Here is a 23,241-nt window from a genome sequence, read left to right as displayed (position 1 = left end):
CCTCAGGATGAACGGATAGTATGCAAACGAAACGATTGTAAGGCGGTTCGCTGACAAAGTACGGATTTCGCCCATTGACGCATACGGAATCCTCCGGCGTCCGTTCCGTGCTCCGGGCGGCGGCCCCGTGGATCACTCCCCTGCTCGGGACATCTGTCGGCGCACCTCCAGGATGCGCTGGACGACGGTGATGGTGCCGAGCACGGCCAGCAGCGTCATCGCCACGGCGAGGATGGCGATCTGCCCGGTCAGCCCGGTCAACGCCATGCCGATCAGGATGATCGTCAGACGGTCGGCGCGCGTGGCCACGCCGTTCTTGGCCTCGCAACCCACCGATTCGGCGCGGGCGCGGGCGTAGGAGGTCACGAACGAGGTCATGATCGCGTACAGCGTGACGCCGGTGATGTACGGGGTCATGTAGTCCGGGAACGACGTCTCCGTCGGGTCGTACCACAAATCGCTGTGCAGGTTGACGTACAGGATGATGCCGGCCAGCGTGGCCCAGTCGGCGATGCGGTCGAGCGTGGAATCCAGGAACGCGCCGAACCGTGTGCCGCCGCCCGACAACGCGGCCACCGAACCGTCGAGCGAATCGAACAGCACCAGCAGCGTCAGCACGAACGCGCCCCAGAACAGCCAGCCGGTCATACCAGTCAGCAGCGCCACCAGGATCGACAGTACCGAACCAACCACGGTCACGGCGTTCGCACTAATCCCCAGCCTTACGCACAGTCGCGCAATCGGCTCAATGATACGTTTCCAACCGCTGCGGAACCGTTCCACCGCATATCCTCCTCATATCAGTCGCATGCCGAAACCAGGCAACGCCGGTTTCCCGCATCGCATCCGCATCAACGACCCGTTGTACGGTACAACGGCCGCCGGTACCATCGGCAGCCGCCGGTATCCGTGCAATCAGTGCTCGGACGGCAGACCGAAGTCGGCCGCCAGCCTATCGAACGCCTGCGCGTAGGCGGCGCGCTGGTCGGACAGCAGGATCGGCATCGTGCGGGTCTGCGCCACGATCGGCATGAAGTTCGCGTCACCGTTCCAGCGCGGCACCACATGCTGATGCAGGTGTGCGGCGATGCCGGCGCCGGCCACCTCGCCCTGGTTGATGCCGATGTTCCAGCCGTCAGGGTGCGAGACCTCCTTCATTACCGTCATCGCCAGCGTGGTGGCCTTCTCGAACTCGAAGAGCTCGGCGTCGTCCAGATCGGTGATGAGACTGACGTGGCGGTACGGGCAGATCATCAGATGCCCCACGTTGTACGGGTACAGGTTCATGATGGCGAACACATGCGTGCCGCGCCAGGCGATCAGACCGTCCTCGTCGGACTTGTTCGGTCCCGCGCAGAACGGGCACTCCTTGGTCTTGGGTTTGGTGACCTTGCCTTCGTCATTGCGCAGCACGTAGGTCATGCGCTGCGGCGTCCACAACCGCTCGACCGTATCCTCCTGCGGCGGGAACTGCGCGGGGTCGTCCACGCGCGTCGTCTCATCAACCATGATTGCCTCCTTCGCTGGTCACCAACACATATTGTAGGCGACGCCTAACGGAACGGGGATGGAACAGTCCGCTCCATCCCCGTTGTCATCGAGTCGTTGGCGTTACGCCGTCACTCGGCGTCGGCGGCTTCGACCGGCTCGCCGACCGCGGCCTTGAAATCGTCCGCGGTGTTGATCTGGACGCGCTTGGCGATGGCCTCCAGGATCCAGGCCCTGGCCTGATCCACCGGCACGCCGTTGAGCTGGCTGCCGTCGCGGAAGCGGAAGCTCACCGCGTTCTTGGACATATCCTCCTCGCCGACGATGAGGATGAACGGCACCTTGGACTTCGAGGCGTTGCGGATCTTCTTGCCGAAGCGGTCGTCCGAGTAGTCGATCTCGCAGCGGACCATCTCGTCCTCCAGGGACTTGACGAACCCGGCCAGATGCGGCGCGAACTCGTCGGCCACCGGAATGCCGAGCACCTGCACCGGGGCCAGCCACGCCGGGAACGCGCCCGCGTAGTGCTCCAGCAGGATTGCGAAGAAACGCTCGATCGAGCCGAACAGCGCGCGGTGGATCATCACCGGACGCTGGTGCGTGCCGTCGGCGGCGATGTACTCCAAGCCGAAGCGCTCGGGCAGGTTGAAGTCCAGCTGGATCGTGGAGACCTGCCAGGTGCGGCCGATCGCGTCACGGGCCTGCACGGAGATCTTCGGACCGTAGAACGCGGCACCGCCCGGATCGGCCACGAGTTCGAGCCCGGATTCCTTGGCCACCTCAGCCAGCGTGTTGGTGGCTTCCTCCCAGATCTCATCGGAGCCGACGAACTTGTGCTCGTCCTTGGTGGACAGCTCCAAGTAGAAGTCGTTCAGGCCGAAGTCCTTGAGCAGGTTCAGCACGAAGGTCAGCAGGTTCTTCAGCTCGTCGCGCATCTGCTCGCGGGTGCAGTAGATATGCGAATCATCCTGCGTCAGGCCGCGCACGCGGGTCAGGCCGTGCACCACGCCGGACTTCTCGTAGCGGTAGACCGTGCCGAACTCGAACAGGCGCAGCGGCAGCTCGCGGTAGGAGCGCTGACGGGAACGGAAGATCAGGTTGTGCATCGGGCAGTTCATCGGCTTCAGGTAGTAGTCGAAGCCCTGCTTGACGATGTTGCCGTTCTCGTCCTTTTCCTCGTCGATGCGCATCGGCGGGTACATGCCGTCCTTGTACCACTGCAGGTGACCCGAGATCTCATAGAGATGGCCCTTGGTGATGTGCGGGGTCTGCACGAAGCTGTAGTGGTGCTTGCGGTGCATCTCGCGCGAGTAGTCCTGCATGGCGTTGATGATCGCCGCGCCCTTCGGATGGAACACGGCCAGACCCGGGCCCAGCTCCTCGGGGAAGGAGAACAGGTCCATCTCCTGGCCCAGCTTGCGGTGGTCGCGCTTGGCGGCCTCCTCCATGCGCTGCATGTAGGACTTCAGGTCGTCCTTGCTGGCCCACGCGGTGCCGTAGATGCGCTGCAGCATCGGGTTCTTCTCGGAGCCGCGCCAGTAGGCGGCTGCCACGCGCTCCAGCTTGAAGGCCTTGATGAAGCGGGTGTTCGGCAGGTGCGGGCCGCGGCACAGGTCCTTCCAGACGGTGTTGCCCTCGCGGTCCACATTGTCGTACATGCTCAGCTCGGCCTGGCTGACCTCGGTGGCGGCCTCGGGGTCGAGCGCGGCCTCCTTGTCTCCGATCAGTTCGAGCTTGTACGGCTGGTCGGCCTCCTCGGCGCGCGCCTCATCCTCGGTCACCGTGCGGCGGCGGAACGACTGCGCGGACTTGATGATCCGCTGCATGCGCTTCTCGATCTCCTTGAGATCCTCCGGGGTGAACGGATCCTTGACGTCGAAGTCGTAGTAGAAGCCGTTCTTGATGACCGGACCGATGCCCAGCTTGGCGTCCGGGCGGATCTCCTGGACCGCCTGGGCCATGACATGCGTGGCCGAGTGGCGCATGATGGCCAGACCATCCTCGCTGTCGAGGGTGATCGGTTCGACCACGTCGCCGTCGTGCAGCGGCGTGTACAGGTCGCGGGGTTCGCCGTTCAGACGCACGGCGATGATGTCCTTGTTCTCGGCGAACAGGTCGGTTCCGGTGAGGCTTGCATCCACCTCCTTCCGTTCGTCGTTGATCGTGATGGAGATGGTTTGTTCAGCCATGGGATGTCCTTTGCTATCGGGGTCCGCGGTACCAATGTGCAGACCTGGACTGTGGTGTTGACAGCACACACGATAGGGGGCGCGTGCGACAAGGCATGTCCCGGGGCGGCCTGTCGCGTTCCGACGTCATGTTGGTATGGTTCTGTCCGATGATCTCCGCGGTGCGTATGGTGTCGGAACCTGGGCCTCGGCGTTGGTCGGGGTTGGGTATGGCGGCGTGAGACGGATGGCTGGTGCCGTTCGGATGACCGCCGTGTCGGAGAATCGGGAAGGATGTGGGTGGGCGATACAAGATTCGAACTTGTGACCCCTTCCGTGTCAGGGAAGTGCGCTACCACTGCGCCAACCGCCCGGGGCATGAAAAAACCGCCATACCATCAGGCATGACGGCCAATCATGGAGCGGACAACGGGACTCGAACCCGCGGTCTCAACCTTGGCAAGGTTGCGCTTTACCAACTAAGCTATGTCCGCAAAGGATTCCCACCGTGAGAAGTGGGAGCCCAGTGGGTGATGTAGGAATCGAACCTACGACCCCTTCCGTGTGAAGGAAGTGCGCTAGCCGCTGCGCCAATCACCCGTAATCTCTTCAGTTATACGGAGTCCCCTCCGTGAGTGGGCGATACAAGATTCGAACTTGTGACCCCTTCCGTGTCAGGGAAGTGCGCTACCACTGCGCCAACCGCCCGGGTCTGCGTCTCGCCGACGGACTTGCGCCCGCCACCGAGAGGTGGGTACGAGAGTCGAACTCGTCTATACGGCTTTGCAGGCCGCTGCCTAACCGCTTGGCTAACCCACCGTAAAGGTCGTCAACTCTTCGGACCTTAGAGCGGACAACGGGACTCGAACCCGCGGTCTCAACCTTGGCAAGGTTGCGCTTTACCAACTAAGCTATGTCCGCGATGCTCTCCGCAGCGTTCCCGCCGCCTGAGCACGAGTAACTACTATAACGACAATCGTGTGATTTGCAAAATCAGCGTGTCGCGTGCGTGTCGTGTGCGTCTTTTCGTTGGAATTGCAACGTTTTGAGGACCTTCGGCATGTATCTGAATATCTGACATGCGTGTGGGCCTTCGACGCGCATCCGGTGGCCGACAGGCGACGGCGGCCAGACGTGATCCGCGGTCATGTTGAACGCATACGCACCGTCGGCGCCGGCGATGCACGCGTCTTGCGCCTGTGGGACAAGGTCCAGGCCATGGCGGATGGTCTTCACCGATGGCAAAGCGGTTACCGCAGGGACGGATGGCACGTTAGATTATGAAGTATGAGTGAAGCGCGGAGAACGACCGTCCTGCTGGCGGCTTTCGAGGGGTGGAACGACGCCTGTCAATCGGCCACCGATGTGATCCGTCACCTGGTGGCGACGTACGAGTCCACTGAGGTGCGCCATATCCGGTGCGACGGGTACTACGACTATCAGGTCGCCCGGCCCATCACCTGCAACATCCAGGGCCGTAGGCGCATTCTCTGGCCCCAGACCACGTTCTATGACATCACGATCACCCCCGAGCTGCATGTGCTGGCGCAGATAGCGCCGGAGCCCAACTACCGGTGGCTGGAATACTGCCGGGAAAGCCTGCATGTGGCCGAGGAGTTCGAAGTGGACCGCATCATCACGCTGGGCGCCATGTTCGCCGACTGCCCGCACACCAGGCCGTTGCCGGTGGACGTCTCGGACAGCACCTGCCAGTGCAGCATGGACCAGGAGTACAACGGGCCCGTCGGCATCCCCACTATCCTGGACGCCATGGCCTGCGAGGACGGATACGACACCACGTCGATGTGGGTGTCGATCCCGCAGTACCTGGGCTGCGACGAATGCGCCCCCGCCACGCTGAGGCTGCTGGACCATCTGTCCATGGCGCTGGGGGTCTCGCTGGACGGCGGCGCGTTGGTCGGGAAGGCCGAACGGTGGCGTGGCAAGGCGGCGGCGTTGATGCGGTGCAACGACGACCTCAACGCCTACGTGAAGGAGCTGGAACGCGCCTACGACGGTGAATCACCCGCGCAGGACATGCCGCCGTTCAACGCCCCGCAGGCCGAGCAGCTGGTGAAGGAGGCCGAGGAGTTCCTCAAGGATTGCGGCAACTCCCCCGCCTGACTGGGGTTTGTCTCAACGGCGCTGCCTCGACGGCCCTGAACGGCGATCTCGAACCATACGATTCGAGGAATATGACGATGGCCGTGCACGTTGGATAAACGTGCACGGCCATCGCCATACTGTGCCGCGAACGGCGTGCGGCGGCAGAACGCAGATCAGGCCACGGCGGCCTCGATGGGAGGCAGCACGCCGGCGATCAGCAGGATCGCCACCACCACGGCCAGCGCGATGCGGTAGATCGCGAACGCCTTGTACGAGAACGTGGACACGAACTTCAGGAAACCGATGATCACGATATATCCGACGACGAAGCTCACGATCGCCGCCACAATGGTCGGCCCCCAGCCCGGGAACATGCCCGCGTTGCCTTCGTTGATGTCCTTGATCGCGCTGACCGTCTCCAGAATGCCCGCCCCGAACACTGCGGGAATCGCCATCAGGAAGCTGACGCGCACCGCGGCCTCACGGGTGTAGCCCATCGCACGGCCCACGGTGATCGTGCCGCCGGAACGCGAGACGCCCGGAATCAGCGCCAGCATCTGGCCCAGACCGAAGATGAACGCATCCTTGGCGGTCATCTCCTCCATCGTCTTGACTTGACGCGACCTGGCATCCACGATCCACAGCAGCACGCCGAACACCAGCAGCACGGTCACGGTGATCCACAGATTGCGCAGCGTGGTCTCGATCATGTCCTTGAACAGCAGGCCGCAGACCAGAATCGGCAGGGTGCCTAGGATGATGTACCAGCCCAGCCGCGCGTCCTTGTTCCCGGCACCCATGCGGGAGCGCCAGTCGGATCCCTCACGCCCGAACAGGCAACGGAACCAGGCCGACAGGATGTTGATGATGTCCCTGCGGAAATACAGCAGCACGGCCAGTTCGGTACCCAGCTGGATGATGGCGGTGAACGCCGCTCCCGGATCCGATCCCAACATCAGATCGCCGAGGATGCGGATATGGGCGCTGGAGGAGACCGGCAGATACTCGGTCAACGCCTGCACTAGGCCCAGCACAATCGCTTCGAAGAAATTCATAGTCCCTCATACTCCATGGTGTAATCAGCAATGCCAACACACCACCCTAGCGCTAGGACGCGACAGACCGGGGCGGGCATGATGTCGGGCAGCGAGCACACAATGGTGGTCATTCGGATTCGGAGGGCCGCAGCTTGATACCGGCTGACGGCGGCTGACGGAAAGGCGGCAGAGACATGTCCACGTATCACAAGAGCAGGATGTTCAGCCCGAAGGGGTTCTTCGAATGCGAGGGCCGTGGCTTGCAATGGCTTGGGGAAGCCCATGCGCAGGGCGGTCCGCGCGTGGTGGACGTATACGGCTGGGGCGACGGATATCTGGACATCGAACGTGTGTCGTCCTGTGCGCCCACGCGTGAGGCGGCTTATGCGTTCGGCGCCGCACTAGCCCGGATGCATGACGCGGGTGCGGCGTATTTCGGTTCGGCACCGGACGGGTATGAGGGGACCTGCTATTTCGGACCGTTGCAGGATCCGGTGCCGATGGATACGGGAACCTGGACCGACGCTGCCACGTATCTGGCCGAAGGTCGTTTGCGCCCCATGGTGGAGCTTGGCGTTGCCCGTGGCGAACTCGACCGCACCGACCGTGATCTGACCGAACGCGTCATCAACGCGCTGCCGCAGCTGTTGGGGCGTGCGGCCGATGACAGGCCCGCACGCGTCCACGGCGACCTGTGGAGCGGCAATGTGATGTGGACGGACGATTCGGGCACCTGTGAGGCCGTGCTGATCGACCCGGCCGCGCACGGCGGGCACCGCGAGGAGGACCTGGCGATGCTGCATCTGTTCGGGATGACGTATCTGACCGAGATCCTGGAGGGATACCAGTCCGTGCACCCGTTGAAGGCCGGGTATCTGGAGCGCCGCACGCTGTGGCAGCTGTACCCGATCGCCGGTCACTGCGTGTTCTTTGGCGGTGGGTACGTAAGCGAATACCGGTCGATGTGCCGGTCGCTGCTGTCCACGCTTCGCTGAGAGATACAGATATAAGAAACGCCCGGCCTGGCCGGCCATCGATGCGGATCAAGTCCGACGAGGCCGGCCAGGCCGGGCGTCTATAATGTTTCAGCTCAACGCGTCCTTGAGCTTGGAGAAGAAGCCCTTCTTCGCGCCGGCGGTCGGCCGCGAGCTCTGCGCCACATGCGTGGCGTCCGCGTCATGGCTGGCCTCGAACCGCTCGATCAGGTCGCGCTCCTCGTCGCTGAGCTTGGTGGGGATGCGCACCGCCACATGGGCCACCAGATCGCCGCGCTCGCCATTGGACCGCAGCCGTGTAACGCCGAGTCCCTTGAGTGTCACCGTGTCCTCCGGCTGGCACCCGGCGGGAATCGTGACGTTCTTCGCGCCGTCGAAGGTCTCGATCTGCAGATCGTGCCCCAGCACGGCCCAGGTCATCGGCACCTGAATCCAGCAGTGCAGGTCGTCGCCGTTGCGCGTGTACTGCTTGTCGGCCTTGATCCGCACGTCGATATACAGGTCGCCGGCGGCGCCGCCGCCTTCGCCGACCTCGCCCTGGTTGGCCAGGCGCAGCCGTGAATTGTCGCTGATGCCCGCGGGGATCGTCACGCCGACGGTGCGGGTGGTGCGCACACGGCCGTGGCCCATGCACGAGGGGCAGGGGTTGGGGATGATCGTGCCGTGGCCCTCGCAGCGCTCGCACGGGGCCGAGGTCATCATCTGGCCGAGCATCGTGCGCACGACCTTCTGCATGTATCCCTGTCCGTGGCAGTCCGGGCAGGTGGCGGGCTGGGCGCCGCCGACGGCACCGGAACCGCCGCACTCCTGGCACAGTCCGAACGTGTTGATCTTCACATGCGCGGTGCCGCCGAACACCACGGTTTTCAGGTCCACCGACGCGCTGGCCAGCGCATCGCGTCCGGGCTGGGTGCGCGGGATCGGCCCCTGGCCGCCGCCACCGAACGCGCCGCCGAAGAACTGGCCGAAGATATCGCCCATGTCGCCCATACCGAATCCGCCGCCGAATCCGCCGGCGTTGGGATTGTTCGGGTCGACTCCGGCGTCGTACATACGTCGTTTCTCGGGGTCGGAGAGCACCTCGTAGGCGTTGTTGACCTCTTTATACTGCTCCTCGAATTCCGGGCCGGCAAGGTCGGGATGGTACTTGCGGCTCATCTTGCGATAGGCCTTCTTGATGTCGTCATCGCTGGCCGATCGGTCCACGCCCAATACTTCGTAGTAGTCTGCCACTGGTTCGTTCCTTCGTGTTGGATGTTCGCGAGTCATTGTGCCATAAGGCTGGGTCAGGAGTGCGTCGCGGGGCCGTCATGGGCCAGGAACGCGGTGAGGTACCGGGCCACGGCGCGGACCGCGGCCATGGTGGTGGCGTAATCCATATGCGTGGGGCCGATGGATCCCACGAACGCCACGGGCTCGGATCCCTCGGGGCGCTCGGCGGTGCCGTCCGCGTCCGGCTCCCCCGCCGCCGTGTCGATGCGGCCGTATCCGCTGGTCACCACCGAGGCGTGCAGCAGCCCCGGCGTATGTGTCTCGGAGCCGATGGCCACACTGACGCCGTTCTCGTCCACCTCCTCGCTGAGGGCGCTCATCAGTTTCATCAGGACGACCTGTTCCTCCAGCGCGTCGAACAGCGGGGCCAGATCGGCCAGGGGCCGCTGGTGCGCCAGCCGGGACGTGCCTGCCATGTACAGCTCGCTGGTCCGTTCGTCATCGGCCATCGAGGCGAACGCCCCCGCCAGCGATTCGGCCAGCTGCCGCATCGGCTGCCATTGCGGGTCGGTGATCATGTCCCGCGTGATACGTGCGGCCTGCGCCAGCGTCTGCCCGTCGCAGACGGCGTTGACCCGCGTGCAGAACCGGGAGAGTTCGTCGGTGCGGGGCATGACGCCCATGGAGAGCAGGTGCTGGGCCACGCGTCCGGTATCGGTGATGACCACCGCCAGCAGTGCGGACATGGACACGGGGACGATCTCGACATGTCGCAACGTGGATTTGGACAGCGACGGGGAGGCGACCACGGCGACCTGCCCGGTGATCTGGGCCAGCAGCCGTGCCGCGCGGTGCAGGGTGTCCTCCAGGCTGACCGATCCGGACAGGAAGCTGTTGATGCCGCGGCGCTGTGCTTCGGAGATCGGGGCGATGGTGGCCAGCCGGTCCACGAAGTACCGGTAGCCCTTCTCGGTGGGGATGCGGCCGGCGGACGTGTGGGGCTGGGTGAGGTACCCCTCGTCCTCCAGGGCGGCCATGTCGTTGCGGATGGTTGCGGAGCTGACGCCCAGGTCGTGGTTGTGGGCCACCGCCGAGGAGCCGACGGGTTCTTGAGAGCGGATGTAGTCCTCGACGACGGCACGCAGTACCAGCATGCGTCGTGACTGTGTCATCCCGTGCCTCCTTGTGCCGTATCGGGCGTGTCCCGCGTGTTGGGCTGAGTGTTCGATCATTCCCCATTGTATTAGCAGTCCATGCGTCGGAGTGCTAATCCGTTCGTCGCCGGTGAACGGCAGCTGAATTGTGAGCGTTAACATCGCGAAATGGCCGAAAACACGCGAACAATGCCTTGTCAGGTCGGTCTTGAAAGTTAGGATGTAAGAGCAATGTGAGGACGTTCATGGCCCGGCACAAGCCGAAGGCGTGGCGTTCGACGTATTGGAAGGAAAGTAGAATCTATGACCGATAACACGTGGTCTGAATTGGACGAGCGCGCCATCAAGATGGCGAAGGTGCTCTCTGCGGACGCCGTTCAGAAGGCCGGTCACGGCCATCCCGGTTCCCCGGTGTCGCTGGCTCCGATCGCCTACACCCTTTATCAGCGCTTCATCAAGCACGATCCGAACGACCCGAAGTGGGCCGGCCGCGATCGTTTCATCCTCTCCGGCGGCCATGCCTCGCTGACCCAGTACGTGCAGCTGTACTTCTCCGGCTACGGCGTGACCCTGGACGACCTCAAGAACTTCCGCGGCGGCAAGGACACCCGCACCCCGGGCCATCCCGAAGTCGGCCTGACCCCGGGCATCGAGATGACCACCGGCCCGCTGGGCCAGGGCCTGGCCTCCGCCGTCGGCTTCGCCTATGGCCAGCGCTTCGAGCGCGGCCTGCTGGATCCGGACGCCCCCGAGGGCACCTCGCCGTTCGACCACAAGGTGTGGGTCATCTGCGGCGAAGGCGATGTTGAGGAAGGCGTCTCCTCCGAGGCCTGCTCGCTCGCCGGCAACCAGAAGCTCGGCAACCTGACCGTGATCTTCGACGCCAACCACATCCAGATCGAGGGCGAGACCAAGATCGCCTTCGCCGAGGACATCCTCAAGCGTTACGAGGCCTATGGCTGGTACACCGATGAGATCAGCTTCATCCAGCCCGATGGCTCCTACAAGGAGGACATCGAAGGCCTGACCAAGGTCCTCGAGAAGGCCGAGCAGGTCACCGACCGCCCGAAGTTCATCAAGGTCGACACCCTCATCGCGTGGCCGACCCCGGGCAAGACCAACGATCCGTCCTCGCACGGCTCCGCCCTCGGCGTCGACGCCGTCCGCGGCCTGAAGGAAACGCTGGGCTTCGATCCGGACGTCGACTTCCCGGTTGACGAAGAGGCCCTGGCCAACGCCCGCAAGGTCGCCGAGCGCGGTCTGAAGGCCCACGCCGAGTGGGACGAGGCCTTCGCCAAGTGGGCCGCCGCCAACCCGGACAAGGCCGCCCTGTACGAGCGCATCCACGCCGGCAAGCTGCCCGAGGACTTCGACAAGGCCATCGACGATCTGGAGGCCGGCTATGAGGTCGGCGCCAAGGTCGCCACCCGTAAGGCCTCCGGCGCCGTGCTCAACGCGCTGGCCGCCGTCATGCCCGAACTGTGGGGCGGCTCCGCCGATCTGGGCGGCTCGAACAACACCGACATCAAGGGCGCCGCGTCCTTCTCACCGGAGGAGTTCGCCACCACCCAGCATCCGAACTGCTCGATCTATGGCCGTCAGCTGCACTTCGGCGTCCGCGAGTTCGCGATGGGCGCCATCACCAACGGCATCCTGCTCGGCTCCGACACCCGCGTGTTCAACGGCACCTTCTTCCAGTTCGCCGACTATGAGCGTGCCGCCTGCCGTCTGGCCGCGCTGATGGAGGTCCCGAACCTCTACGTGTGGACCCACGACTCCGTAGCCCTCGGCGAGGACGGCCCGACCCACCAGCCGATCGAGCACCTGGCCTCCTTCCGCGCCATCCCGCAGTTCGAGGTCGTCCGTCCGGCCGACCAGTGGGAGACCGCCGAGGCCTATCGCGCGTTCTTCGAGAAGGAGAACACCTACCCGACCGCCATGATCCTGACCCGCCAGGGCGTGCCGACCCTCGCCGAGACCGCCGAGAAGGCCAAGGACGGCGTGAAGAAGGGCGCCTACGTGCTCGTCGACACCGAGGGCACCCCGGACGTGATCATCATGGCTTCCGGCTCCGAGGTCCAGTGGGCCGTGGCTGCCGCCAAGACCCTGGCCGACGAGGGTATCAAGGCCCGCGTCGTCTCCATGGTCTCGATGGAATGGTTCGAGGAGCAGGACGCCGAATACAAGGAGTCCGTGCTGCCGGCTTCCGTCAAGGCCCGCGTCTCCGTCGAGGCCGGTCTGGCCATGCCGTGGTACAAGTACCTCGGCGCCTACGGCAAGCCCGTCTCGATCGAGCAGTTCGGTCTGCAGGGCGACGGCGCGCAGAACATGATCGACCTCGGCATCACCGCCGAGCACGTGGTCGAAGCCGCCAAGGCCTCCATCGACGAAGCCAAGTGAGTCATGGGCCGGTCGTACGACCGGACTCCCCCATCGATAACTGAATAACCCGGCCGCCGGAACGGTGTCGACGAATGACCTCCATTCCGGCGGCACGGCATCATGGATTTGTTCCATATCGGAATCAAAAGGAGAACAACAAATGACTGAAGCAACGCAGCGTACGTCCGACTCCGGCGTCTCGATCTGGCTGGACGATCTGTCCCGCACCCGCATCGAGTCCGGCAGCCTGCAGGAGCTCATCGCCGAGAAGAACGTGGTCGGTGTCACCACCAACCCGTCCATCTTCCAGAAGGCCCTGAGCCAGGTCGGCCCGTACGACGCCCAGCTCAAGGAGCTCGGCAAGGTCGACGTGGAGACCGCCATCCGCGAGCTGACCACCACCGACGTGCGCAACGCGACCGACATCTTCCGTGAGATCGCCGAGAAGACCGACTTCGTCGATGGCCGCGTCTCCATCGAGGTCGATCCGCGTCTGGCCCATGAGACCGAAGCCACCGAGCAGCAGGCCGTGGAGCTGTGGGAGAAGGTCAACCGTCCGAACGCCATGATCAAGATCCCCGCCACCCTCGAGGGCCTGCCGGCCATCACCGCCACCCTGGCCAAGGGCATCTCCGTGAACGTCACCCTGATCTTCTCGCTCGAGCGTTACGAGCAGGTCATCGACGCCTTCATCGAGGGCATCGCCCAGGCTGACGCCAATGGCCACGACCTCAAGCACATCGGCTCCGTCGCCTCCTTCTTCGTCTCCCGCGTGGATACCGCGGTCGACAAGCTGCTTGAGGAGATCGGCACCGACGAGGCTAAGGCCCTGGAAGGCAAGGCCGCCGTGGCCAACGCCCGTCTGGCCTACGAGCTGTTCGAGAAGAAGTTCGCCGAGGATCCGCGCTGGGCCGCCCTCGAAGCCAAGGGCGCCAAGAAGCAGCGTCCGCTGTGGGCCTCCACCGGCACCAAGAACGCCGCCTACTCCGACTGCAAGTACGTGGACGAGCTGGTCGCTCCGTTCGTCGTCAACACCATGCCGGAGAAGACCCTGAACGCGCTGGCCGACCACGGCAACGGCGCCCCGAGCATCGAGGGCACCTACGAGGAGAGCCACGCCGTGATGGACAAGCTCGCCGAGCTGGGCATCAACATCAAGGATGTCACCGACAAGCTCGAGGCTGACGGCGTCGCCTCCTTCATCAAGTCCTGGGATACGGTCATCGCCGACGTGCAGTCCGGCATCGACCGCGTCAACGGCTGATTGACGCATAGAGCATGAGGGGGCGGTCCTTCGGGACCGTCCCCTCAGTCATATGGAGGCCGGATTCACGGTTTTGGCCTTTACGAAACCGTGAATCCGGCTTTTGTGCGTTTCACCGGCGAATCACTGGTATTCCAATGACACGCATGTGCGGAATTGTGTGAAAACGGAACAATCTCAATTCACAACTCGGCCGGTGCGGAAACCGTGAATCGGCCCCTACTGCCGGTAATGGCCGAAGAAGTCGGTCATGCGGTCCACGGCGTCCTTGAGGACCTCGATGCGCGGCAGGTAGACCACGCGGAAGTGATCCGGCTCATGCCAGTTGAACCCGCCGCCGTGCACCACCAGCAGCTTCTTCTCCCGCAGCAGGTCCAACGCGAACTGCTCGTCGTTGGTGATGTTGAACCGCTTGACGTCGATCTTCGGGAAGATGTAGAACGCCGCCTTCGGCTTGACGGCGGTGATGCCCGGAATCGAGTTCAGCGCTTCGGTGATGTATTCGCGCTGTTCGTAGATGCGACCTCCGGGCACGATGTAATCATTGACGCTCTGATGCCCGCCGAGCGCGGTCTGCACGATCGACTGCGCCGGCACATTCGAGCACAGGCGCATATTGGAGAGCATGTTGAGGCCCTCGATGTAGTCCTCGGCGATCCGCTTGTTGCCGCTCAGGACCATCCAGCCGATGCGGAAGCCGGCAATCATATGCGACTTCGACAGCCCGGAGAACGTGACGCAGAACAGGTCCGGCGCCATCGACGCGATGGAGATGTGCTCAAGCCCGTCCATGACCAGGCGGTCGTAGATCTCATCGGAGAAGATGATGAGCTGATGCTCGCGCGCGATATCGACGATCTGCTGCAGCACCTCGCGCGGGTAGAGCGCACCGGTCGGATTGTTCGGATTGATGATGACGATGGCCTTGGTCCGGTCGGTGATCTTGGCGCGCATGTCGTCCATATCCGGATACCATTCGGACTGCTCGTCGCATACGTAGTGCACGGCGGTGCCGCCGGCCAGGTTCACGCAGGCCGTCCACAGTGGATAGTCCGGCGAGGGCACCAGCACCTCGTCGCCGGTGTCGAGCAGCGCGGACATCGACAGGTTGATCAGTTCGGAAACGCCGTTGCCGGTGTAGATGTCGTCGATCGTCACATTCGGCAGCCCCTTGAGCTGGGCGTACTGCATGATCGCCTTGCGGGCCGAGAACAGGCCCTTGGCCGGCGAGTAGCCCTCGCAGTCGGTGAGCTGCTGGCGCATGTCGTACACGACCTCGTCGGGGGTGCGGAATCCGAACGGCGCCGGGTTGCCGATGTTCAGCTTCAGCACGCTGGTGCCGTCGGTCTCCATGCGCGCGGCCTCGTCCACCACGGGGCCGCGGACGTCATAGAGCACGTTGTCGAGCTTGGATGATTTGGGGAACCTGCGCATGGGCTTTCCTTTCGATGGGCCGTCGATGGAGGGGGCGGCGGTGCCGGGTGATGGCTGTTGCGGCAGAGCGGTGTCCTCGCCGCGCAGCCACCGTTCATCGACCTGCAGCGTGGCTGCAAGGAACCGGACGATATCGGGGCGTGGCATGGTCTTTCCACTGACATACTGGCTGATATGGCTTTTGCCGAGCTTCACGCCACTCTCTTCGGCGCGGTGGACGATGTCGATCTGCTTGAATCCGTGCGTCTGCATCGCCGAGTTCAATCGTGCCGCGAATACCGACGTACGATCCATAGCTGCGCTCCGATCCGGTTCAATGGTTGTTCTTACCGGTTCAATACTGTACTGAAATCGCCGGACAGAAGTTCAATTCGCAATGGTGAGAGTTCAATATGCGGAAGCGTGGTGCCTGACCGGTTCACTCCCCCAGCAGCCGTTCCAGCCACTGCGCCACGCCGTCCTCGTTGTTCGAGGGACAGATCTCGTCGGCCACAGCCAGCACCTGGGGATTGGCGTTGGCCACGGCCACGCCCGTACCGGACTCGCGCAGCATGGCGATGTCGATGAGGTCGTCGCCGAACGACACCGTGGACCCCAACGGCACCTCCATGCGGGCGCACAGCGTGCGCAGCGCCTGCTTCTTGTTCGCCAGCGGATTCATCAGCATGGCCAACGTGTTCTCGCTCACGCTGAGTTCAAAGTCCGGCGGGACCAGTCCGCGCAGCGTATCCCACTGATCCGGGCGGGGCACGGCGATGATCTTGTCGGCGATCCCCGGCGGCACGTCGGAGAAATCCGTGATCACGAACTGCTGGGATTTCCACATCTCGCTGATATCCCAGTTCACATACCTGATGTCATCCATCACGATGCCCACCTTGAGCCCCGGCATCGCCTCGAGCAGATACCGGCAGACCTGAACGGCGCGTTCGGAGGGGAACCCGATCTTCAGCAGGTGTCCGTCCTGCGGGAGCACGCCGCTGGTCAGCATGTCATAGTCGGAGCGGTCCGGCGACAGGTCGATCAGCGCGCCGTTCAGGTAGACGCAGGCGTCCACCGGCAGCTTCTCGACGAACTCGTAGCCGGTGCTGACCGGACGTGCGGTGGCGATGGCGAAGATGAACCCACGGTCGTGCAGCCGGTGGATCGCATCGATGGAGCGGCGGGTGATGAACCGTCCCTCGAACGTGTCGGCATCATGCAGCAGCGTGCCGTCCAGATCGGCGACGATCATGCGGGGCAGGGATGCGGTCATGGTGGGAGGCCTCCTCGTCGATGGGTGTGCGGGTCCGTTCAGTGCGTGAGCAGGCCGCTGCAGTACGTCCGTACGATCTGGGCGGAGTGGTGCAGCCGTTCGCGTTCCTGCGCGGTCAGATCGAGTTCGACGATCTCGTTGGCGCCGTTGGCGCGCAGTTCGGTGGGCACGCCGAGGAACACGTCATGCTCGCCGTATTCGCCGTCCAGCAGCGTGGACACGGGAACGATGCGCCGTTCGTCCCACAGGATCGTCTGCACGATGCCGGCCACTGTGGAGGCGATGCCGTAGTTCGTGCCGCCCTTGGCGTCCTTGATCGCGTTGCCGCGGTCGCGGGTCTTGCGTTCGAGGTCGTCGAGCGATACGGACGAGAAACGGTCCTGGTTGTCGGACAGGAATCGTGCGAACGGCTTGCCGCCGATCGACACCGTGGACCACGGGACGAACTGGGAATCGCCGTGTTCGCCCATCACGAAGCCTCCCACGTTGCGCGGATCCAGTCCGGTCTCCTCGCCGATGATCGTCTTCAGACGCGAGGTGTCCAGGGCGGTGCCGGTGCCGAGCACCTGCGAACGGGGCAGTCCGCTGCGCTTCCAGGCATACCAGGCCATGACGTCGACGGGGTTGGACACCATCACGAGCACGCCGTCGAACCCGGAGGCCATGACGTCGTCCACGATCTGTCCGACGATGCCGACGGTGAACCCGAGTTCCTGCAGCCGGTTCGACCCTTGCGGCGGGCGCCGCCCCGCGGTGACGACCACGATGTCGGCGTTCGCACAATCGGCGTAATCGCCGACATGCACGTTGACATGACGGTCGAAGAACTCGCTGCCGTCATCCAGATCGTGGCTCTCCCCCATCGCCCGCGTCCGATTCGGGTCGATCAGCACCACCTCGTTGCACAGGCCGTGGCTGACCAGGCCGAACGCGACCGTGGACCCCACGGTGCCGGCGCCGACCACAACCACCTTGTTCCGATTCATCGTGACCATACGAGTCCTTCCCTCCATCGTCTCCGAAACATGAAAAAACCCACGATGCCGTGGCATCATGGGTTTTCAACGATATCCGTCCAATCAGATCACGCCGAACTTGGTCATCAGGCCGAGCGCGATGACGATGGCCACCCACAGCAGCGCGATGATGACGGTCCAGCGGTTCAGGTTCTTCTCCGCCACGCCGGAGGTGCCCGCGTTCTGGGTCAGGCCGCCGCCGAACATATCGGACAGGCCGCCGCCCTTGCCTCGGTGCATGAGGATGAGCAGCGTGAGCAGCACGCTGAGCAGGACCAGAACAATCTGCATAACAAGCTCGACAACTTCCCAAGCGTTCACAGGTGAACCTCCAGTTCGTAAGACACTGCCAACTAGAATACCCCTACCCTGTGAGAATGCGGGGTTTTCTTCGCGTCAACGGTTGTGTGTGTCGCTATCGCGCGGTTTTGACGGTCAGCCGGGCGATAAGCGCCAGCTCCTCGGGGTCCAGGGACGCGCCGCCGATCAGGAACCCGTCCACATCCGGCTGGGTGATCAGCTGCACGGCGTTATGCGACGTCACCGATCCGCCGTACAGGATGCGCACGGATTGCGCCGTCGCCGCCCCGAACTGGGCCTGCATATGGTCGCGGATGGCCCTGGCGGCGTCCTGCGCCGACTGCGGGGTGGCCACCATGCCGGTGCCGATGGCCCACACCGGTTCGTAGGCCACGATGAGTTTGGACGCCTCCTCGTCCGACAGGTCGCGGGTCACGTCGTTGACCTGGCCGACGGCGAAGTCGAGTTCGATGCCCTGCCGGCGCTCCTCGAAGCTCTCCCCCACGCACAGAATCGGCTGCATGCCCGCCGCCAGGACGGCGCGGACCTGATCGACGATGTTCGCATCGTCCTCGGGATGGTACTTGCGGCGTTCCGAATGGCCGACGATGACATAGGAGCACCCCAGATGGGCGAGCATATCCGCGGAGACATCGCCGGTGAACGCCCCCTGCGAGGTGACCGATACGGACTGCGCGCCGTACCGTATGCGCAGGTGGTCGGCCTCGACCAGCACCTGCACGCTGCGGATGGAGGTGAACGACGGGAACAGCGCGACCTCGCAGCGCTTATGGTCGAACTTCGCGTCGCGCAGCAGCCATGCCAGCTTCTGCACGAAATACGTGGCCTCGCGGTGGTCGAAGTTCATCTTCCAGTTGCCTGCCACCAACGGGATGCGGTTCAGCGTCATTCGTCCTCCTCATACCAAAAGGCTCCCGCGGGCGGGAGCTGGCATGGCACCGTGTGCGTACCAGCCCCCACCGGCGGGAGTCCCGCGAACATCAGGCGAGCACGGTCAGGCCCGGCAGCTGCTTGCCCTCAAGGAACTCGAGGGAGGCGCCGCCGCCGGTCGAGATGTGCGAGAAGCCGTCCTCCGGGAAGCCGAGGTTGCGCACCGCGGAGGCGGAGTCGCCGCCGCCGACGATGGTGAACGCGCCGGCCGCGGTCGCATCGACGAGAGCCTGGGCCACGGCGGCGGTGCCGGCCGCGAACTCCTTGATCTCGAACACGCCCATCGGGCCGTTCCACACCACGGTCTTCGAATCCACGATCTTGTCATGGAACAGCTTGGCGGAGTCGGGGCCGATGTCCAGACCCATCTTGTCGGCCGGGATGGCGTCGGCGGCCACGACCTCCGGGGCGATCGGGGTATCGCCGGCCGGGAAGCCGGGGTTCACCACGATGTCGGTCGGCAGCACGAGCTCAACGCCGTTCTTCTCGGCGGTCTCGATGTAGCCCTTGACCTTCTCCAGCTGGTCCTCCTCGAGCAGCGAGGTGCCGACCTCATAGCCCTTGGCCTTGAGGAAGGTGAACACCATGCCGCCGCCGATGACCAGACGATCGGCCTTGCCGAGCAGGTTCTCAATCACGCCGAGCTTGTCGGAGACCTTGGAACCGCCGAGCACCACAGTCAGCGGACGCTCCGGGTTCTCGGTGGCCTTGGACAGCGCGGTCACTTCCTTCTCCACCAGCAGGCCCGCGGCGGCCGGCAGATCGGCGGCCACATCGTAGTTCGAGCCCTGGGCGCGGTGCACCACGCCGAAGCCGTCGGAGACGAAGACGTCGCCAAGGGCGGCGATCTTCTTGGCATAGGCGGCGCGCTCATCGGCGTCCTTGCTGGTCTCCTCCGGGTTGAAGCGCACGTTCTGCAGCAGCACCACATCGCCGTCGTTCATCGCGGCGACCTTGGCCTGGGCGTCCTCGCCGTAGGTGTCCTCGGCCAGCGGAACCTCGATGCCGAGCAGCTCACCCAGACGGGCGGCGACCGGGGCCAGGCTCAGCTCCGGCACGACCTTGCCCTTCGGGCGGCCGAGGTGGGCCATCAGGATGACCTTGGCACCCTGCTCGCGCAGAGCCTTGATCGTCGGCAGGGCGGCCTTGATACGACCGTCATCGGTGATCGTGGTGCCGTCCAGCGGAACGTTGAAATCAGCGCGCACCAGAACGCGCTTGCCCTTGAGATCTCCAAGATCCTTGAGTGTCTTCATGTATGTCCTTTCGCAGAATGCGTGGAATGGCATAGCCTGCCACTTACGAATCCTACACCACTGTGCGCTCGTATGTGTGCATTGTGTGGACGGGGCAACGAAAAAGGAGCCCTCCCGGCGAGGGAGGGCTCCCGATGTCTTACTGCTGCTGCGCGCGGGCCTTCTCGGTCTTCTCGGCCAGCTGCAGGAGCCTGCGGATGCGGCCTGCGATGGCGTCCTTGGTGATCGGCGGATTCGCCAGACGCCCCAGTTCCTCCAGGCTGGCGTCGCCGTGGTCCAGACGCAGCTGGCCGGCGGCGCGGAGGTTCTCGGGGATGTCGTCGCCCAGGATCTCGAAGGCCTTACGCACCTTGTCGCTGGCCTCCGCCGCCGCCTTGGCGCTGCGGCGCATATTGGCGTCATCGAAATTGGCCAGGCGATTGGCCTTGCCGCGGGCCTCGCCGTCGGAACGCTTGCCGGTCCACTCCCGTGCGGAGCGCGGGGCGCCCATGAGCATGAGCATGCGTTCGATGGCGTCCGGATCCTTCAGCGTCACGCGCTCGGAGCTGCGCAGCTGACGCGGCTTGGCGGTCACGCCCAGTCGCCGCGCCGCGCCGACCAGCGCCAACGCCGCCTCGTTGGTGGGGCAGACGATCTCCAGATAGCTGGCCTTGCCCGGATCGGACAGCCCGCCATGGGCAAGGAACGCGCCGCGCCAGGCGGCCTTGACCTGAGCGATGTTGCCGCTGATGATGTCGGCCGGCAGACCCAGCACCAGATGCTTGCGGCGGTCGAGCAGACCGGTCTGCAGCGCCAGGGCGGCGCCACCGCGCTCCACCTGCACCAGATACCGCTGCACCACGCCGCTCGGCGTCTGCCGGGCCACCTGCGTCAGGGACGCCTCATGGCCGTACAGGTTCTTGATGGTGGACTGCAGCCACTTGGCGGCCTCCAGCGAATCGAACTGCGCCTGCACGATGATCTGACGCTGCACCAGGCGCAACCCCCCGCCGAAGCGGATCATCGCCGTGGCCTGTGCCTTCTTGGCGGCGGGCAGCTCGTTGTCGATTGCGGCCAGTTCGCTTTTGACATCATCCAGAAGAGCCAAGAGCCAACCTCCTACTATCCCAATACTTCTCTATATACTCCGACGATAACGGTGCCCATTCCACGAATGTACCGGGAATCTGTGATACCCAACGACTTGGACAAGCACAGCCGGTGATTTCATAGTTCGGGCCCGTTATGCTCGCTATACGACTACCGTACCAGCTTCAGTGTTGCCGTTTGGCCAGTTCCCGCGCGGAAACCGTGACCTGCAGACCGCGTGCGCGCAGCCGCTTGGCCAAGGCCTCGCTCATGGCCACCGAACGGTGCTGGCCCCCGGTGCAGCCCACGGCTATCGTGACGAAGTGCTTGTCCTCTTTCGCGTACCCCTCGATCGCCACAGCCAACGCCTTCTCGTACGCGTCGAGGAACTCGCTGGCCCCGTCGCTGGACAGCACATAGTCGCTGACCGGCTTGTCCATGCCCGTCAACTCGCGCAGGCTGGGCACCCAGAACGGGTTCGGCAGGAAACGGACATCGGCCACGAAATCGGCGTCGATCGGCACCCCGTGCTTGAACCCGAAGCTGAAGATGTGCACGGCCACCGTGGTCGCGCCCTCCCCCAGCAATCCCTCATACAGCTTGGTGCTCAGCTGGTGGATGCTCAGATCGGAGGTGTCGATGACGATATCGGCATGTTCCCGGAGATTCGCCAGCAGCGCACGTTCCTCGGTGATGCCGTCGATCAGCCGGGAACCATGCTGCAGCGGATGCGGGCGGCGCACCGATTCGTACCGTTTGATCAACACCTCGTCGCTGGCGTCCAGGAACAGGACGCGCGTCCTGACGCCCAGATCGTCCAGATGGCCGAGCACCTGGGCCAGATCATCGAAATAGCTGCGCGAACGCACGTCGATGACGCAGGCCAGCTTGTGGATCTTGGACGCCGAGTTGGTCATCATGTCCACCAGCGGCACCAGCAGCTTGGGCGGCATGTTGTCGACCACGTACCAGCCCATGTCCTCGATGCTGTTGGCGGCCTGCGACCGCCCGGCGCCGGACATGCCGGTGATGAGCAGGACCTCGAAGCCGTCGGCCGGTTCCGGCACGGACGACAGCGCATCCTTGCTCGCCGGTTCGCGTGACGTTGCGGATGTCATAGCGCCTCCTCCAATGCTTGCCTCATCGGCTGTTCAATCGTGTCCAGAACGTCCAGGTCCGCAATCGACCCCGATCCGGTCATACGCGCCACCTGCAGGATGGCCTGGTACAGGAGCATCTCCTGCCCGCCGATGGCCAGCGCGCCCCGGTCCGACCATACGCGCATGAGATCCGTCGGACGCGGGTCATAGACCACGTCGAGCAGGATGCCGCGCGGGGCTGGGCCGGGCGCATCGGCCACGGCGCGTGCGAAAGGGTCCGCGGCGTGCGCGGGCAGCGTGCTGATGACCAGATCGGCCGTGCAGGCTTTGTCGACCGCTTCTGCAAGGGGCATGGCGTCAACGGTGACTCCGCCCAATCGTGCGCCGAGGTCGGCTGCCAGGTCGAGATTGCGGTCCGGATGCCGCGCGGCGATGGTGATATGGCCGATGCTGGAATCCAACGCCATCGTGCAGGCGGCCACCGCGGACATGGCGGTGTTGCCGTTGCCGAGGATGACGGCGTGCGCCGGTTGGTCGCTCCCGCTCCGCCGGGACGCCGCCCCGGACGGTTCCGCGTCCAGCAGCGCGGCGACATCGGTTGAGGACGGCTGACTCAGCGCATGGTCGATGGCCAGCACGATGCCCATGACATCCGTGTTGTACAGGCGGATCGCCGGCAGACCGTCGCGCCCATGCTCCATATCGGACCAATCGAACACCGCCGTGTTGGCCACGCCCAGTTGCATGGCCCAGATGTTCGAGGGGATGCCGTACGGCTGGATGGTCTTCTTCAACGGCATGGTCAGGCTCAGACCAACCCAGCTCGGGTCGAGCCCGTGCAGGAAACCGTCGAGATCGTCCTGTCCCACCTCGTGCCGGTCATAGGCCCAATCATCCAGCCCCAACGCGTGGTATGCCGCATTGTGCAGCACCGGCGACAGCGAATGCGCGATCGGTTTGCCCAGCACCGCGCACCGATGATTCACTACCGACATAGCCCTCCTTCCATCGGTACCCATGCTAGCCGAAAACCATGTCGCCTGTGATTCGGGGAG

19 protein-coding genes and 6 tRNA genes are annotated in these 23,241 nt (G+C 64.3%); 4 read left to right on the top strand and 21 right to left on the bottom strand.

Going from position 1 to position 23,241, the window contains the following annotated elements:
- Positions 1 to 132: 132 nt before the first annotated feature.
- The 9 genes from pgsA to BIGA_RS00680 form a co-directional block, all read right to left on the bottom strand.
- Complete coding sequence (gene pgsA / locus BIGA_RS00720; RefSeq protein WP_033505661.1) at positions 133 to 783, bottom strand: phosphatidylinositol phosphate synthase; 651 nt, start codon at positions 781 to 783, stop codon at positions 133 to 135.
- A 132-nt stretch (positions 784 to 915) separates the two neighbouring features.
- Positions 916 to 1,509, bottom strand: coding sequence for an HIT family protein (locus tag BIGA_RS00715; RefSeq protein WP_033505660.1), 594 nt, complete (start codon positions 1,507 to 1,509; stop codon positions 916 to 918).
- Positions 1,510 to 1,619: 110 nt separating this feature from the next.
- Positions 1,620 to 3,677, bottom strand: a complete 2,058-nt coding sequence (thrS, locus tag BIGA_RS00710; RefSeq protein WP_033505658.1) for a threonine--tRNA ligase — start codon at positions 3,675 to 3,677, stop codon at positions 1,620 to 1,622.
- A gap of 280 nt (positions 3,678 to 3,957) precedes the next feature.
- Positions 3,958 to 4,029: transfer RNA gene (locus BIGA_RS00705), tRNA-Val, on the bottom strand.
- Between the two features lie 45 nt (positions 4,030 to 4,074).
- Positions 4,075 to 4,150, bottom strand: a tRNA-Gly gene (locus BIGA_RS00700).
- 33 nt (positions 4,151 to 4,183) lie between these two features.
- A tRNA-Val gene (locus BIGA_RS00695) sits at positions 4,184 to 4,256 on the bottom strand.
- A 36-nt stretch (positions 4,257 to 4,292) separates the two neighbouring features.
- Positions 4,293 to 4,364 (bottom strand) — tRNA-Val (locus tag BIGA_RS00690).
- Between the two features lie 40 nt (positions 4,365 to 4,404).
- Positions 4,405 to 4,475 (bottom strand) — tRNA-Cys (locus BIGA_RS00685).
- Positions 4,476 to 4,504: 29 nt separating this feature from the next.
- Positions 4,505 to 4,577, bottom strand: a tRNA-Gly gene (locus tag BIGA_RS00680).
- 366 nt (positions 4,578 to 4,943) lie between these two features.
- Between BIGA_RS00680 and BIGA_RS00670 the strand changes: the two genes are divergently transcribed.
- The gene (locus tag BIGA_RS00670; RefSeq protein ID WP_033505655.1) at positions 4,944 to 5,780 is read left to right on the top strand and encodes a PAC2 family protein; all 837 of its coding nucleotides are present in this window, start codon (positions 4,944 to 4,946) and stop codon (positions 5,778 to 5,780) included.
- Positions 5,781 to 5,935: 155 nt separating this feature from the next.
- Here BIGA_RS00670 and BIGA_RS00665 read toward each other — a convergent pair whose 3' ends face one another.
- Positions 5,936 to 6,817 (bottom strand): undecaprenyl-diphosphate phosphatase, encoded by an 882-nt coding sequence (locus tag BIGA_RS00665; RefSeq protein ID WP_033505653.1) that lies wholly within the window; start codon positions 6,815 to 6,817, stop codon positions 5,936 to 5,938.
- 176 nt (positions 6,818 to 6,993) lie between these two features.
- Here BIGA_RS00665 and BIGA_RS00660 point away from each other — a divergent pair, with 176 nt between their 5' ends.
- Entirely contained in the window at positions 6,994 to 7,794 is an 801-nt protein-coding gene (locus tag BIGA_RS00660) for a fructosamine kinase family protein (RefSeq protein WP_033505651.1), read from the top strand.
- Positions 7,795 to 7,884: 90 nt separating this feature from the next.
- Here BIGA_RS00660 and dnaJ read toward each other — a convergent pair whose 3' ends face one another.
- Together dnaJ and hrcA are read right to left on the bottom strand one after the other, a co-directional pair.
- A complete protein-coding gene (gene dnaJ / locus BIGA_RS00655) occupies positions 7,885 to 9,027 on the bottom strand; it encodes a molecular chaperone DnaJ (RefSeq protein ID WP_033505649.1) in 1,143 nt (380 codons plus the stop codon).
- Between the two features lie 53 nt (positions 9,028 to 9,080).
- Positions 9,081 to 10,178, bottom strand: a complete 1,098-nt coding sequence (gene hrcA, locus BIGA_RS00650) for a heat-inducible transcriptional repressor HrcA (RefSeq protein WP_033505647.1) — start codon at positions 10,176 to 10,178, stop codon at positions 9,081 to 9,083.
- A gap of 285 nt (positions 10,179 to 10,463) precedes the next feature.
- Between hrcA and tkt the strand changes: the two genes are divergently transcribed.
- Positions 10,464 to 12,560 (top strand): transketolase, encoded by a 2,097-nt coding sequence (gene tkt, locus BIGA_RS00645; RefSeq protein ID WP_033505645.1) that lies wholly within the window; start codon positions 10,464 to 10,466, stop codon positions 12,558 to 12,560.
- A gap of 142 nt (positions 12,561 to 12,702) precedes the next feature.
- Complete coding sequence (tal, locus tag BIGA_RS00640; protein ID WP_033505643.1) at positions 12,703 to 13,806, top strand: transaldolase; 1,104 nt, start codon at positions 12,703 to 12,705, stop codon at positions 13,804 to 13,806.
- Between the two features lie 219 nt (positions 13,807 to 14,025).
- Here the strand turns inward: tal and BIGA_RS00635 are convergent, their stop codons facing one another.
- The 9 genes from BIGA_RS00635 to BIGA_RS00595 form a co-directional block, all read right to left on the bottom strand.
- On the bottom strand, positions 14,026 to 15,534 hold the full coding sequence (locus BIGA_RS00635; protein WP_152595946.1) for an aminotransferase class I/II-fold pyridoxal phosphate-dependent enzyme: 1,509 nt from the start codon (positions 15,532 to 15,534) through the stop codon (positions 14,026 to 14,028).
- A gap of 124 nt (positions 15,535 to 15,658) precedes the next feature.
- Entirely contained in the window at positions 15,659 to 16,495 is an 837-nt protein-coding gene (locus BIGA_RS00630; RefSeq protein WP_033505641.1) for an HAD family hydrolase, read from the bottom strand.
- A 38-nt stretch (positions 16,496 to 16,533) separates the two neighbouring features.
- The gene (locus tag BIGA_RS00625; protein WP_033505640.1) at positions 16,534 to 17,490 is read right to left on the bottom strand and encodes an L-lactate dehydrogenase; all 957 of its coding nucleotides are present in this window, start codon (positions 17,488 to 17,490) and stop codon (positions 16,534 to 16,536) included.
- Between the two features lie 84 nt (positions 17,491 to 17,574).
- Entirely contained in the window at positions 17,575 to 17,802 is a 228-nt protein-coding gene (gene secG, locus BIGA_RS00620; protein ID WP_033505638.1) for a preprotein translocase subunit SecG, read from the bottom strand.
- 124 nt (positions 17,803 to 17,926) lie between these two features.
- Positions 17,927 to 18,721, bottom strand: coding sequence for a triose-phosphate isomerase (tpiA, locus tag BIGA_RS00615; RefSeq protein WP_033505636.1), 795 nt, complete (start codon positions 18,719 to 18,721; stop codon positions 17,927 to 17,929).
- Between the two features lie 91 nt (positions 18,722 to 18,812).
- Complete coding sequence (locus BIGA_RS00610) at positions 18,813 to 20,018, bottom strand: phosphoglycerate kinase (RefSeq protein ID WP_033505634.1); 1,206 nt, start codon at positions 20,016 to 20,018, stop codon at positions 18,813 to 18,815.
- 139 nt (positions 20,019 to 20,157) lie between these two features.
- Complete coding sequence (whiA, locus tag BIGA_RS00605) at positions 20,158 to 21,105, bottom strand: DNA-binding protein WhiA (protein WP_033505632.1); 948 nt, start codon at positions 21,103 to 21,105, stop codon at positions 20,158 to 20,160.
- Positions 21,106 to 21,271: 166 nt separating this feature from the next.
- Complete coding sequence (gene rapZ / locus BIGA_RS00600) at positions 21,272 to 22,204, bottom strand: RNase adapter RapZ (RefSeq protein WP_033505631.1); 933 nt, start codon at positions 22,202 to 22,204, stop codon at positions 21,272 to 21,274.
- Positions 22,201 to 23,181: a shikimate dehydrogenase family protein gene (locus BIGA_RS00595; protein ID WP_033505629.1), complete on the bottom strand. Its 981-nt coding sequence runs from the start codon at positions 23,179 to 23,181 to the stop codon at positions 22,201 to 22,203. The genes rapZ and BIGA_RS00595 overlap by 4 nt, the downstream gene beginning before the upstream one ends.
- Positions 23,182 to 23,241 lie beyond the last annotated feature (60 nt).

This window comes from Bifidobacterium pullorum subsp. gallinarum (assembly GCF_000741215.1).
GTDB lineage: Bacteria > Actinomycetota > Actinomycetes > Actinomycetales > Bifidobacteriaceae > Bifidobacterium > Bifidobacterium pullorum_B.
This window is presented reverse-complemented; position numbering and strand designations above follow the sequence as displayed.

Bases quoted from the DNA above. Each gene is read 5' to 3' on its own strand.
- BIGA_RS00715 (WP_033505660.1), bottom strand. From the start codon at position 1,509: ATGGTTGATGAGACGACGCGCGTGGACGACCCCGCGCAGTTCCCGCCG.
- thrS (WP_033505658.1), bottom strand. From the start codon at position 3,677: ATGGCTGAACAAACCATCTCCATCACGATCAACGACGAACGGAAGGAG.
- BIGA_RS00670 (WP_033505655.1), top strand. From the start codon at position 4,944: ATGAGTGAAGCGCGGAGAACGACCGTCCTGCTGGCGGCTTTCGAGGGG.
- BIGA_RS00665 (WP_033505653.1), bottom strand. From the start codon at position 6,817: ATGAATTTCTTCGAAGCGATTGTGCTGGGCCTAGTGCAGGCGTTGACC.
- BIGA_RS00660 (WP_033505651.1), top strand. From the start codon at position 6,994: ATGTCCACGTATCACAAGAGCAGGATGTTCAGCCCGAAGGGGTTCTTC.
- hrcA (WP_033505647.1), bottom strand. From the start codon at position 10,178: ATGACACAGTCACGACGCATGCTGGTACTGCGTGCCGTCGTCGAGGAC.
- tkt (WP_033505645.1), top strand. From the start codon at position 10,464: ATGACCGATAACACGTGGTCTGAATTGGACGAGCGCGCCATCAAGATG.
- tal (WP_033505643.1), top strand. From the start codon at position 12,703: ATGACTGAAGCAACGCAGCGTACGTCCGACTCCGGCGTCTCGATCTGG.
- BIGA_RS00635 (WP_152595946.1), bottom strand. From the start codon at position 15,534: ATGGATCGTACGTCGGTATTCGCGGCACGATTGAACTCGGCGATGCAG.
- BIGA_RS00630 (WP_033505641.1), bottom strand. From the start codon at position 16,495: ATGACCGCATCCCTGCCCCGCATGATCGTCGCCGATCTGGACGGCACG.
- BIGA_RS00625 (WP_033505640.1), bottom strand. From the start codon at position 17,490: ATGGTCACGATGAATCGGAACAAGGTGGTTGTGGTCGGCGCCGGCACC.
- secG (WP_033505638.1), bottom strand. From the start codon at position 17,802: ATGCAGATTGTTCTGGTCCTGCTCAGCGTGCTGCTCACGCTGCTCATC.
- tpiA (WP_033505636.1), bottom strand. From the start codon at position 18,721: ATGACGCTGAACCGCATCCCGTTGGTGGCAGGCAACTGGAAGATGAAC.
- BIGA_RS00610 (WP_033505634.1), bottom strand. From the start codon at position 20,018: ATGAAGACACTCAAGGATCTTGGAGATCTCAAGGGCAAGCGCGTTCTG.
- rapZ (WP_033505631.1), bottom strand. From the start codon at position 22,204: ATGACATCCGCAACGTCACGCGAACCGGCGAGCAAGGATGCGCTGTCG.
- BIGA_RS00595 (WP_033505629.1), bottom strand. From the start codon at position 23,181: ATGTCGGTAGTGAATCATCGGTGCGCGGTGCTGGGCAAACCGATCGCG.